The organism is Mesorhizobium sp. M7A.F.Ca.AU.001.01.1.1, from assembly GCF_004022735.1.
GTDB lineage: Bacteria > Pseudomonadota > Alphaproteobacteria > Rhizobiales > Rhizobiaceae > Mesorhizobium > Mesorhizobium ciceri.
Genome location: NZ_RZPF01000080.1, coordinates 1 through 13,095 on the forward strand (window position 1 = coordinate 1; position 13,095 = coordinate 13,095).

Consider the following 13,095-nt stretch of genomic DNA (forward strand, 5'->3'; position numbering starts at 1 on the left):
GCTGCGACGCCATCGTCATCCCCTCGCGCTTCGAACCGTGCGGGCTGACGCAGCTTTACGGCCTGCGCTATGGCTGCGTGCCGGTGGTCGCGCGCACCGGCGGCCTCGCCGACACGGTCATCGACGCCAATGAGGCTGCCGTCTCTGCCGGCGTCGCCACCGGCTTCCAGTTCGCGCCCAACAATGGCGGCGCCTTGCTGCACGCTATCCGCCGCCTCGTCGACGCCCATGCCAGTCCGACGGTCTGGGAATCACTGCAGCGCCAGGGCATGAAAGCCGATGTGTCGTGGGACAAGAGCGCGGAAAAATACGTCGAACTCTATCGTTCGCTGCTTTCGAAAAGGGTTGCCTGAAGCATGATACGGACCGTTCCCACCAAGCCTTATTCCGACCAGAAGCCCGGCACGTCGGGCCTGCGCAAGAAGGTGCCTGTCTTTCAGCAGGAGCACTATGCCGAGAATTTCATCCAGTCGATCTTCGACGCGCTCGACGGTTTCAAGGGCAAGACCCTGGTGATCGGTGGCGACGGCCGCTTCTACAACCGCGAGGTCATCCAGAAGGCCATCGCCATCGCAGCCGCCAACGGCTTCGGCAAGGTGATGGTCGGGCAGGGCGGCATCCTGTCGACGCCAGCCGCTTCGCATGTCATCCGCAAATACAAGACCTTCGGCGGCATCATCCTGTCGGCCAGCCACAATCCGGGCGGCCCGCATGAGGATTTCGGCATCAAGTACAATGCCGGCAATGGCGGCCCGGCGCCGGAAAAGCTCACCGACGCGATCTTCGAAAAGACCAAGGCGATTTCGAGCTTCAAGATCGCCGATATCGATCCGATCGACATCGACACAACAGGCACGGTCAAGGCCGCCGGCATGACGGTCGAGATCATCGATCCGGTCGTGGACTATGCCGCGCTGATGGAAAGCCTGTTCGATTTCGACGCCCTGCGCAAACTCTTCAAGTCCGGCTTCCGCATGCGCTTCGACGCCATGCACGCGGTGACCGGTCCCTACGCCAAGGAGATCCTGGAAAACCGGCTCGGCGCGCCCAATGGCACCTGCCGCAATTTCAAGCCGCTGCCGGATTTCGGCGGCCATCACCCGGACCCTAACCTCGTCCATGCCAAGCACCTCTATGACGAGATGATGGGACCGGACGCACCGGATTTCGGCGCCGCCTCGGATGGCGATGGCGACCGCAATCTGATCATCGGCAAGGGCATTTTCGTCACCCCGTCGGATTCGGTCGCCATGCTCGCCGCCAATGCGCGTCTGGCGCCCGGCTACAAGGCCGGTTTGAAAGGCATTGCACGCTCGATGCCGACCAGTGGCGCGGCCGATCGCGTTGCTGAAAAACTCGGCGTCGGCATCTATGAGACTCCGACCGGCTGGAAATTCTTCGGCAATCTGCTCGATGCCGACATGGCGACGATCTGCGGTGAAGAGAGTGCCGGCACCGGCTCCAACCATGTCCGCGAAAAGGACGGCCTGTGGGCGGTGCTTTTGTGGCTCAACATCCTCGCCGCGCGTGGCGAAAGCTGCAAGCAGATCGTCACCGAGCACTGGGCGACCTACGGTCGCAACTACTATTCGCGGCATGATTATGAAGAGGTCGAGAGCGACCGCGCCAACGCGCTGGTCGACGAACTGCGTGCCAAGCTCGGCTCGCTGCCTGGCACCAGCGTGCGCGGCCTGAAAATCGCCAGTGCCGACGATTTTGCCTATCACGATCCGGTCGACGGTTCGATCAGCGAGCATCAGGGCATCAGGGTTCTGTTCGAAGGTGGTTCGCGGGTCGTCTTTCGGCTGTCCGGCACCGGCACGTCGGGCGCGACGTTGCGCGTCTACATCGAGCGCTACGAGCCGGACAAGTCTCGGCACGATCTCGACACCCAGGCCGCCCTTGCCGATCTGATTGCCGCGGCTGACGATATTGCCGGGATTCACAGCCATACCGGCCGCCCCAAGCCGAGCGTGATCACTTGAGAGTGGCTGCGCGCGTTTCACCTTCTCCCCTTGTGGGAGAAGGTGGCCGAGCGAAGCTCGGTCGGATGAGGGGTGCTCCAGCTTGGCGCAAACCGATGTCCAGATCACTAACGCCGCGTTCCTTTCAACACCCCTCATCCGTCTCGGCGCTGCGCGCCGATCCACCTTCTCCCGCGAGGGGAGAAGGTGAGGCGCGGGCATGACCCAGCTCGGCGCCACAGTCACCCGCGAAGGCATCCGCTTTGCCGCCTGGTCGCAGGCCGCCCGTCGGCTTTGGGTCTCGATCTTCGACGAGCAGGGCATGCGGGAAATCGAACGGCTCGAACTGCAGCGGGAAGGCGAGGGCGTCCACGCGCTGTTCGTTGCAGGTCTTGGCTCCGGAACCCGCTACGGTTTCCGCGCCGACGGGGACTATGCGCCGGAGCATGGACTGTGGTTCGACCCCGACAAATTGCTGACCGATCCCTACGCCGTCGAGATTGACAGGCCTTATGCCTATGACTGGCGGCTGGCCGATCGCCGGGGCGAGGGGGGCGATACCGCGTCGCTGATGCCGAAGGCGATCGCGGCTGCGCTACCGAAGCCTGTGCAGGCTGCGCCGCCGCTCTTCCGCGCCGGCGGCCTGGTCTACGAAATTCCGGTGCGCGCCTTCACCATGCTGCATTCGGACGTTCCCGAAAAATTGCGCGGAACAGTCGCCGCACTTGCTCAACCGGCGATCGTCGAGCACCTGAAAAAACTCGGCGTTGGCGCGGTCGAATTGATCCCGGTGACCGCGTCGATCGACGAACGGCATCTGCCGCCGCTCGGGCTGCGCAACGCCTGGGGCTACAATCCCGTGACGTTCATGGCCCTCGATCCGCGCCTTGCGCCGGGCGGCATCATGGAACTGCGAAACACGGTCGCTGTGCTGCGCCAGGCTGGTATCGGCGTCATCCTCGACCTCGTCTTCAACCACACCGGCGAGAGCGACAGGCTTGGTCCCACGCTGTCGCTGCGCGGCTTCGACAACCAGGCCTACTACCGGCACACACCTGATGGCAGGCTGGCCAACGACACCGGTACCGGCAACACAGTCGCTTGCGACCATCCTGTGGTCCAGGAGATGGTCCTCGACACGCTTCGCCATTTCGTCAGGGATGCCGGTGTCGATGGCTTCCGCTTCGACCTCGCTCCCATTCTGGGGCGGGTCGAGGGCACATTCGATGCCGAGGCGCCGCTGCTGAGAGCGATGCGCGATGACGCACTGCTGGCCGATCGCGTGTTGATCGCCGAGCCGTGGGACATCGGCCCCGACGGCTATCAGCTCGGCAATTTTCCAGCGCCCTTCCTCGAATGGAACGACAAGTATCGCGACGATGTAAGACGGTTCTGGCGTGGCGACGCCGGCATGGTCGGCGCCCTGGCGACCCGGCTCGCCGGTTCGTCAGATGTGTTTGCCGCGAACGGGCAAGGCGCCAGCCGCAGTGTCAATTTCATCGCCGCCCATGACGGCATGACGCTCGCCGACATCGTGCGCTACGAGCGCAAGCACAACGAAGCCAATGGCGAGCAGAACCGCGACGGCCACAATGAAAACCTGTCCTGGAACAACGGCGTGGAAGGTGATGCGGACAACCCGGCCGTGGCAGCGGCTCGCCAGAACGACCAGCGCGCTCTGCTCGCCGCGCTGTTTGCCTCGCGCGGCACCATCATGCTGACCGCGGGCGACGAATTCGGCCGCACCCAGCAAGGCAACAACAACGCCTATGCCCAGGACAACGAGATCACCTGGCTCGACTGGGCCGGCCGCGACCAGGCGCTGGAGCGCTACACGGCGGAACTCTCGAGGCTGCGCCGATCGATGCCGGCGCTTTCCGACACAAGCTTCCTCACTGGCCAGCCGCCGGCAGGTTCGGAGATACCGGACGTCGCATGGCTTGCTGAGACGGGCGCGCCGCTCGATGAACAGAGCTGGCAGGATCCGCAGCGGCACCGTCTTGTCATGGTCCTGAGTGGCGCCAGCGATGACGACCGCCGTCTTGCGGTGCTTGTCAACGGCGATCGCCGGGCCTGCATGTTCACCTTGCCTGAACGAGACGGATTCTTCTGGGCCCCAGCTATCGAAGCGCCGGATGCGGCGGATATCTCGCGGCCAATATCCGGGCGGACGATGATCTTCATGATCGAACGAGCGCAGGCCGGCACAAGGGAGAAGCGCAATGGCGGCGAGTGACAAGAAGGGATGGTGGCGCGGTTGCGCCATCTACCAGATCTATCCGCGCTCCTTCCAGGACACGACCGGCGATGGCAGCGGCGATCTCGCCGGTATCACATCGAGGCTCGCCCATGTCGCCTCGCTCGGTGTCGGCGCCATCTGGCTGTCGCCTTTCTTCAAGTCGCCGATGGCCGATATGGGCTACGACGTGTCGGACTACTGCGATGTCGATCCGATGTTCGGCACGCTCGAGGATTTCGATGCGCTGGTCGCCGAGGCGCATCGTCTCGGCCTGAAGATCATCATCGACCAGGTGCTGTCGCATTCATCCGACAAGCACGACTGGTTTGTCGAAAGCCGCGCCAGCCGCGATAACCCCAAAGCCGACTGGTATGTCTGGGCCGATACCAAGCCAGATGGCAGCGCGCCAAACAACTGGCTCTCCGTCTTCGGTGGCCCGGCCTGGGAATGGGATTCTACCCGCCGGCAGTATTACATGCACAATTTCCTCCCCTCGCAGCCCGATCTGAATTTCCACAATCCGGAGGTTCAGGACGCGCTTCTGGAAACTGTGCGCTTCTGGCTGGAGCGCGGCGTCGACGGTTTTCGGCTCGATACGGTCAATTACTATGTCCACGACCGCTGGTTGCGCAGCAATCCACCCTTGGCATCAAGCGTCGCCGGCACCAACAGCGAGACCAACACCTACCTTTACCAGGAGCACCTGTTCGACAAGACGCAGCCGGAAAACCTGGCGTTCCTGCGCCGCTTCAGGGCGCTGCTCGACGAATATGACGACCGCGCCGCCGTCGGCGAGATCGGCGATGAAGGCCGCTCGCTGCAGACGCTCGCGGCCTACACTTCAGGCGGCGACAAGCTGCATATGTGTTACACCTTCGACCTGCTCGGTCCGCAGTTCTCGGCTGCGCATGTGCGTGGCTGCGTCGAAGCCTTCGAGGCGGCCGTCTCCGACGGCTGGGTCTGCTGGGCCTTCTCCAACCATGACGTGGCGCGCCATGTCAGCCGCTGGACAAGGCCGGACAGCGAGCCCGACGCGGTCGCAAGATTCTCGATCATGCTGCTCGCCTGCCTGCGCGGCTCGATCTGCCTCTACGAGGGCGAGGAACTCGGGCTGGAGGAGGCGGAGCTGGCCTATGAAGATCTGCGCGATCCCGTCGGCATCCGCTTCTGGCCAGGCGTCAAGGGCAGGGATGGGTGCCGCACGCCGATGGTGTGGGAGGCCGGCGCCGACAATGCAGGCTTCTCCACGGCCAGGCCCTGGCTGCCGATACCGGCCAGCCATCGCGCTCGCGCCGTTGACGTCCAGAATGCCGACACGGTCTCTGTGCTCGCGTCCTACCGGGCTGCGCTGGCCTTGCGCGGGGAGCATGAGGCGCTGATATCCGGCTCGATCCGCTTTCTCGACGCCAAGGGTGACCTGCTCGCTTTCATCCGCGACGGCGGCGGTGAAAGACTGCTCTGTGTCTTCAATTTCGCCGGAGGACCGGCCAATTGGCCGTTGCCGGGGGACATCGGAGCGGTTGCGCAGCTGGATGGCAATGCCGCGGTCGTCGAGACTGAGCTTTTGCTGCCAGCGCTCGGAGCCTTTTTGGGCAGGCTCGACTGATATCCCGACGTTACTGCACCAGCACGGCACGTCCGCATGTCGCGCCGGTGACCCGGACATCGGCCACGCCGAGATGCACGCCGAGCGTATCGAGTAGATTGTAAAGCAATGTGTCGACTGGTGCGGTCACGGTTTTCAGAAGCGTCGTCACAGCTGGCTTCACGGTGCCGAGCAACGCCGTTACGTCAAGCCCGAGGATACCAAGCGCATTGACGGAAAGCGACAACTTGTCGACCAGTGACGTTGTCAGCGTCTGGGTAATGTCCCGTGTCGGCGTCGTCTTGATGGTTTTGGCGGCGATCTCGGTTTTGTTGAAGACCAGGTTGGTCGGGCTGACGTTGGTGATGTCGGCACCCGCCGAACCCTTCACCAGTATTAGCGGGATTTTTAGCAGCAGCAGATTGAGGCTGACATCCGCGATGTTGGCGTCGGAGAACGACTGCGGGTTGCTGAAATCCGCGAAGGCGGTGGGGCTGTTATCGGCATCGCTGGCGGCAAGGTTCACCGCCGCGATGCCGGGCTTCGCGGCAATGGTAACCTTCAGGCTGTCGGGGCCGGTCGGGCAGTTGATGTCGGTCAGCTTGGCCTCGGCGTAGGCTACTTCGACATTCAGCGGCAGCTTGACCGACAGCAGGCTGATACCGCCGCCCAGGTTTGGGTTGCCGACGCCGACCGTGACAAGCAGCTTAATGCGCGTTTGCGCGGTGCGAACCACGGTGCCGGCTTCTCCAACCGCCAGCCATGGCGAGGATTGCGGTGGTTCGCCGATGGCGATGGCGAGCGTGGTCGACAGCACCCCGGGAATGGTGGCTCCGAGGGCGACGTCGACCTGTTTTGAACCGTTTGCCAGTCCGGCGGCGGCCGTCAGCATTCCCAAGGCGCTGGCGTCGACGCCGAGGCCGGCGGGCCTTTGGCCGAGGCCCAACTTGCCGACGGAGCCGAGATCGACCAGATGACTGAGCGGGATCTGGACCGTGCTGGTCGACTTGGACGCGATCGTCTGCAGGGCGACCTTGGCCGTGTTGCCAAGCCCAGGCACATTGGCCATGGCCGTGGCGATCTGGCCGACGGTCGCCTTCGATGCCAGCACATCCGAATACGAGACGCCGGTCAGGTTCAGCTGTGTGGCAAGGCCGTCCACGAAGGAGAGCACGCTCACATCCGCGGAGATCAGCGCGTTGTAGTCCATGACACTGAGCGAGATGTTGCTGCCGAGCAGTCCGCCGAGAAGCGCGTTGAGGATACCGCCATCGAGGCTGGCGAGCCTCGATCCGACCGAGAATGTCGCCTGTGGCGTCATGCTGGCGGTGGCTTGGGTGCCGATGACGGGAGTGGGGATCAGGGAACTCGCGAAATAGCGGGCGGGGATCTTCTTCAGGGTGACACGGACGGCATTGTAGGGGGTTATGCTGGCCTGGAAACGCTGGCCCACATTGGCCCCGGATGCCACATATCGCCCGGGCGTGACCGTCACGACGGTTTTGCCGACCGCCGGCTCGATCGTCTGTCCCGAGCTTTGAACGACAACCCCTGGCATGCCGTTGTCGGTCAGCGTGGTAACGACCGCTGTATTGACATTGGTCATGTTCGAGGCGGCGGTGATCGCCGCCAGATCCACCATTGCCTGCGCTTCGCGGCGCTCGGTGTAGATCGAGGCTTCGTCGATGGCCACTGCGGCCAGCGCCAGCGCCACCGGCGCGCTCAATGCCGCCATGACGGTGAAGTTCGCTTTCCTGTCACTCAGCATCAACCGGGCAAGCCGACCGATCCCATTGCACGCATGCAGCAGCATTCAAATGCCCCCGACCCTGATCGTTGACTGGCGCCTGATCGTGGTCCCGGGCATGGCTATGCCCGGGAAAAGGTTCCAGATCGGCAGGTTGCGGGCGTCGTATTGGATGGACACCACGAACTGGCTTCCATCGGCCGTGCTGTCGTTGGCCTGGTAGGTCAACTTGCTGACATCCACGAAGGGATATCCGCCGGCATTGTTGGTGACGAAGCTGGTTACGAGCGTTTGACGTTCGGTCTGGTTCAACCCGGCAATTGCCGTGCGGGCGGCATCCGCTGCGATCTGCTGGATCGAGTTGGCGGCGCCGAAGTATATACCGTATGCAACCATTCCGAGTAGAAGAAGAATGAAAATCGGTGAAAGCAAGGCAAATTCAACCGCAGAGGTACCGCGCTCTTCTTGAAAGTTCCGCATTAGTTGACGGATTTTGGGCAATTTACTTGCTCCGTTACTCATAGCCGCCGCGCGTCTGAAGCTCGAACCGTATAGAAGGTACTCGTAATGTAACCTCAGGTTGCTTAAGAACGCATTAAGACATTCCGGCAAACTGGCATGGCTCCCGATTCGCGGTGAAAAATAGCGTCGAGGTGAAGAAACCAAGTCAAGCTTTTGGTTTCGGCTGGTGTTTCAGCGGCCACACCATAGCTTTCGTCCGCCTTACTTTGGGTGACCCAGAGAGTCTGTTGAAATAAAAATTCTCCGCGTTAGTGTCTGGGCACGAGCCGCAGGACGGGAACCAGCGGCGCGCTCAAAGGGGTCAGATATCGGCTCCAGGGCGTCAACACTTAATAGGCGCGCCAACGGCGGCGCCGACAGGGAGAACTTCATGCTGAAAAACATGCTGAAGGCGACTGTGTTCGCCACGACGATGACGCTGGCCGCCGGGACGTTCTACACGCAGGCCTTTGCCGAGACCGTCTATAACAGGGGCACCGCCGCTGAATCGGAGTCGGTCGATCCGCACAAGACCTCGACGGTTTACGAAGCCAATGTCCTGCGCGACCTGTTCCAGGGCTTGGTCATGCAGGACCAGAAGGCCAATCTCATTCCTGGTGCCGCCGAGAGCTGGACGGTTTCGGACGACGGAACCGTCTATACGTTCAAGCTGCGCAAGGACGGCATGTGGTCGGATGGCAGCCCGGTTACGGCTGACGATTTCGTCTATGCCTTCCACCGGCTGGAGGATCCGGCGACCGGCGCCGAATACGCCTCGATGCTGTATCCGGTAAAGGGTGCGGAGGACGTCAACACCAAGAAGGGCAAGCCTGAGGACATGGGCGTCAAGGCGATTGACGCAAATACGCTGGAGGTCACGCTGAAGGCGCCGACGCCCTACTTCCTGGAGATGCTGACCCACCAGGCGACCTATCCGGTGAGCAAGGCCTCCATCGAAAAGCTCGGCGCCGATTGGATCAAGCCCGGCAATCTCGTTTCGAACGGCGCCTATACGCTGGCCGAATGGGTTCCCAACGATCATATGAAGCTGGTCAAGAACCCGAAATTCTGGGATGCGGCGACCGTCAAGTTCGACGTCGTCAACTACATCCCGACCGAGGACCGCTCTTCGGCGATGAAGCGCTTCGAGGCAGGCGAACTGGACAGCTACGACGACCTTCCGACTGAACAGCTCGCCGATCTCAAGACCAAGTTTGGCGACCAGATCCACGTTGGACCGTATCCCGGCACCTATTATTATGCGATCAAGACCGACAAGGCGCCGTGGGATAATGTAGAGCTGCGCAATGCCATCTCGATGGCGATCGACCGCGACTTCCTCGCCGAAAAAGTCTGGCAGAACTCGATGCTGCCCGGCTATTCAATGGTGCCTCCCGGCATCGAAGGCTACACGCCGGCAATGGCCAAATATGCGGACATGCCGCAGATCGACCGCGAGGATGCGGCCAAGAAGATCCTCGAGAAACTCGGCTATACGCCCGAAAAGCCGCTGAAGATGGAAATCCGCTATAACACGTCGGAAAACCACAAGAACACTGCGGTGGCGATCCAGGAACAGCTGAAGCCGCTTGGCGTCGACGTCACGCTGCTCAACACCGACACCAAGACCCACTACTCCTTCCTCGAGCAGAAGGGCAACTATGATCTGGCACGTGCCGCCTGGATCGCCGATTACAAGGATCCGGAAACCTTCCTCGGCATCTCGCGCAAGGCCAGCGGCAACAATTATTCGGACTACAACAGCCCGGCCTATGAAGCGGCCATGGACAAGGCGGCCGCCGCCGGGGGCAACCCCGAACAGCGCATGAAGGAACTGGCCGACGCCGAACGCATCCTGGTCGACGACGTCGGCCAGATACCGCTCCTCTATTACAGCTACCACGATATCGTCTCCTCGAAGCTGCATGGCTTCGTCGACAACGTGATGGACGTGCATCCGTCGCGCTTCGTCAGCAAGGACTAACCCTGGCCAAGCCACCGCGCCTTCCAGGCGCGGTGGCGATGGTTTGCCATCGCATCGGCCCGGGTACCGGAATTCGATTTCGGCAAATGTCGGTGCGAAGATTTGAAAGCTGGAGCGCGGCCGTCCAACTGGACGCGCGCGGCTCTGGATCAAGCGGGGCACCGATGCTGCGATACGTATTACGGCGGCTTCTGACCGCCATTCCAACGCTGTTCGTCATCGTGACAATGGCGTTTTTCCTGATGCGCGTCGCGCCGGGCGGTCCATTCAACCAGGAGCGGGGGCTCAGTCCCGAGATCAGGGCCAATCTCGAAGCCCAGTTTGGCCTCAACGACCCGCTCTGGCTGCAATTCGTCCACTATCTCGGCAATCTGTTGCGCGGCAATTTCGGCCCGAGCTACAACATGCCGGATTTCACCGTCACCGAACTGTTCGCCAAGGGGCTGCCGATTTCGGTCCAGCTCGGCGCCTCGGCGCTTGTCCTGGCGCTGCTGCTCGGTTCCGTGCTCGGCACCATTGCGGCGCTCAATCAGAACAAGCTTGGCGACTATACGGTGATCGCGCTGGCGACGGCCGGCAGCACCATCCCAACCTTCGTCATCGCGCCGGTGATCCAACTCCTGTTCGGGCTGACCTGGAGGCTGCTGCCGATCGGTGGGTGGGGCGATGGCGCTTTCATCAACAAGGTCGGTCCGGTGCTGACGCTCGCCCTGCCGCAGATCGCCATCGTCGCCCGGCTGATGCGTGGCTCGATGATCGAATCCTTGCGGTCCCACCACATCCGCACGGCGCGCGCGCTGGGCCTGTCCGACTGGTCGGTGGTGGTCAAGCATGCTTTGCGCGGCGCCATCCTGCCGATCGTCTCCTTCACCGGTCCGGCGGCGGCGGCACTGCTGACCGGCTCGGTCATCGTCGAGACGATCTTCTCCATCCCAGGCGTCGGCCGCTATTTCGTCGATGCCGCGCTCAATCGTGACTACACGCTGGTGATGGGAACGGTGGTGGTGATCGCCATCTTTACCATTGTCTTCAACCTGATCGTCGACGTCATGTACGCGGTCGTCGATCCGAGGGTGCGCTATGACTGACATCGCGGCCACAGTCGCCCCCACCGTCATCGGCCGTTCGCTCTGGGGGGATGCCTGGGCGCGGCTCAAGGCCAATCGCGCCGCCATGTTCAGCCTGTATTACCTTGCCCTGATCGGTGTCGTCAGCGTGTTCGGGCCGTGGTTCGTGCCGCATCAATACACCACCATCTATGCCGACTATGTGCGCATGCCGCCAAGCCTGTCAGCCTATCCGAAGGCCGACATGATCGAGACGGCGCTCACCGAAGCGATCAAGCGCATGCGGGTCGACATCAAGGAATGGCGGCAGGAAGGCAACCAGGTCTTCGTCACCGTCAAGTCGACCAGGCCGATCGACGATCGCAACATCCGCTATCTTGACCGATCCGATGCCTTTGACGACACCAAGATCGAGAGCAAGTCGCCGGACGGTCTCGAAGTGACGATGAGCGCCTCGATCAAGCAGCAATATTTCCTGTTCGGCACCGACAACACCGGACGGGACCTGTTGTCGCGCACGCTGATGGCCGGGCGTATATCGCTGGCCATCGGCCTGCTCGCGGGCGTCGTGGCGGTGGTCATCGGCGTGGTCTACGGGGCCGCTGCCGGTTTTGCCGGAGGCAAGGTCGACGAGGTGATGATGCGCATCGTCGACGTGCTCTATTCCTTGCCCTTCATCTTCTTCGTCATCATGCTGGTGGTGTTCTTCGGCCGCAACTTCGTGCTGATGTTCCTGGCCGTCGGCGCCGTGCTGTGGCTCGACATGGCGCGCATCGTGCGCGGCCAGGCACTGTCGATCCGCCGCCAGGAATATGTCCAGGCGGCGGAAGCCATGGGCGTCGGCCAGCGCGGCATCCTGCTGCGCCACGTCATCCCCAACCTGCTCGGCCCGGTGGTCATCTACATGACGCTGCTGGTGCCGCAGGTGATCATCCTGGAAAGCTTCCTATCGTTTCTCGGCCTCGGCGTGCAGGAGCCGATGACCAGCTGGGGCGTTCTGATCTCGGTCGGCGCCAAGAACATCGGCACCGCCAACTGGCTGCTCCTGTTCCCCGCCTTCTTCCTCGTCTCGACGCTGTTTGCGCTGAACTTCGTCGGCGACGGCCTGCGCGACGCACTCGACCCGAGGGATCGCTAAGATGGGGATCGCTAAGATGCGGGTCGATAAAGAGGGGGACCGCTGAGATGGCTGCTTCCGAAACGATCCTCAGCGTCAAGGATTTGCGTGTCCGCTTCCGCACGCTCGACGGCGCCGTCGAGGCGGTCAAGGGCATAAACATCCATGTCAAATCGGGCGAGACCGTTGCCGTGGTCGGCGAATCCGGCTCCGGCAAAAGCCAGACGATGATGGCGGCGATGAGCCTGCTGGCGTCGAATGGCGAAGCGACAGGCAGCGTCGACTATCGTGGCCGCAATCTTCTAACACTCAGCAAATCCGAGCTCAACAAGGTCCGTGGCCGCAAGATCAGCATGATCTTCCAGGAGCCGATGACTTCGCTCGATCCGCTCTATTCAATCGGCAACCAGTTGATCGAACCGATCCGCCGGCATCGGGGCCTGAATGTCGCCGAGGCGCGTGAAGAAGCGCTCAAACTGCTGCGGCTGGTGCATATTCCCGATCCCGAGCGGCGGATGAAATCCTATCCGCACGAAATGTCGGGTGGCCAGCGCCAGCGTGTGATGATCGCGATGGCTCTCGCCAACGACCCTGACATATTGATCGCCGACGAGCCGACGACGGCGCTCGATGTGACCATACAGGCGCAGATCCTGATGCTTCTGGCCGAATTGCAGCGCAAGCTCGGCATGGCGATCGTCTTCATCACCCACGATCTTGGCATCGTCCGCCGCTTTGCCGATCGGGTCTATGTCATGCGCCAGGGCGAGGTTGTCGAGGAGGGGGAGGCGGAGGCCATCTTCGTCAACCCACAGCATGCCTACACGAAAATGCTGCTGGCGGCCGAGCCGACCGGCAGCAAGGCGCCGCCGCCCGCCAACGCCCCAGTGC

The 13,095-nt window shown here is 62.4% G+C and carries 10 protein-coding genes; 8 read left to right on the forward strand and 2 right to left on the reverse strand.

Translation table 11 applies throughout. The annotated features are described in order from the left end of the window. The 4 genes from EN884_RS07485 to EN884_RS07500 all read left to right on the forward strand — a co-directional run. Positions 1-353, forward strand: a 353-nt coding sequence (locus EN884_RS07485; protein WP_128360516.1) for a glycosyltransferase, incomplete at its 5' end; no start/stop codon positions are given. A 3-nt stretch (positions 354-356) separates the two neighbouring features. Then, entirely contained in the window at positions 357-1,985 is a 1,629-nt protein-coding gene (locus EN884_RS07490; RefSeq protein ID WP_013532697.1) for an alpha-D-glucose phosphate-specific phosphoglucomutase, read from the forward strand. A gap of 199 nt (positions 1,986-2,184) precedes the next feature. Then, positions 2,185-4,200, forward strand: a complete 2,016-nt coding sequence (gene glgX / locus EN884_RS07495) for a glycogen debranching protein GlgX (RefSeq protein ID WP_013532696.1) — start codon at positions 2,185-2,187, stop codon at positions 4,198-4,200. Continuing rightward, a complete protein-coding gene (locus EN884_RS07500) occupies positions 4,187-5,809 on the forward strand; it encodes an alpha-glucosidase family protein (protein ID WP_013532695.1) in 1,623 nt (540 codons plus the stop codon). Before glgX ends, EN884_RS07500 begins: the two co-directional genes overlap by 14 nt. Before the next feature lie 10 nt (positions 5,810-5,819). On the opposite strand, the gene EN884_RS07505 is transcribed toward EN884_RS07500, so the two are convergent. Together EN884_RS07505 and EN884_RS07510 are read right to left on the reverse strand one after the other, a co-directional pair. Then, a complete protein-coding gene (locus tag EN884_RS07505) occupies positions 5,820-7,601 on the reverse strand; it encodes a TadG family pilus assembly protein (protein ID WP_013532694.1) in 1,782 nt (593 codons plus the stop codon). Then, on the reverse strand, positions 7,602-8,015 hold the full coding sequence (locus EN884_RS07510) for a TadE/TadG family type IV pilus assembly protein (RefSeq protein WP_174299092.1): 414 nt from the start codon (positions 8,013-8,015) through the stop codon (positions 7,602-7,604). It lies immediately after the preceding gene. A gap of 412 nt (positions 8,016-8,427) precedes the next feature. On the opposite strand from EN884_RS07510, the gene EN884_RS07515 reads away from it, so the two are divergent. The 4 genes from EN884_RS07515 to EN884_RS07530 all read left to right on the forward strand — a co-directional run. After that, positions 8,428-10,020, forward strand: coding sequence for a peptide ABC transporter substrate-binding protein (locus EN884_RS07515; RefSeq protein WP_128360517.1), 1,593 nt, complete (start codon positions 8,428-8,430; stop codon positions 10,018-10,020). Between the two features lie 164 nt (positions 10,021-10,184). After that, positions 10,185-11,108 (forward strand): ABC transporter permease subunit, encoded by a 924-nt coding sequence (locus EN884_RS07520; RefSeq protein WP_013532691.1) that lies wholly within the window; start codon positions 10,185-10,187, stop codon positions 11,106-11,108. Next, positions 11,101-12,225 (forward strand): ABC transporter permease subunit, encoded by a 1,125-nt coding sequence (locus tag EN884_RS07525; RefSeq protein WP_013532690.1) that lies wholly within the window; start codon positions 11,101-11,103, stop codon positions 12,223-12,225. Before EN884_RS07520 ends, EN884_RS07525 begins: the two co-directional genes overlap by 8 nt. A 47-nt stretch (positions 12,226-12,272) precedes the next feature. Further along, positions 12,273-13,095 (forward strand): ATP-binding cassette domain-containing protein (locus EN884_RS07530; protein WP_164894943.1); only part of this gene is annotated, 823 nt, incomplete at its 3' end.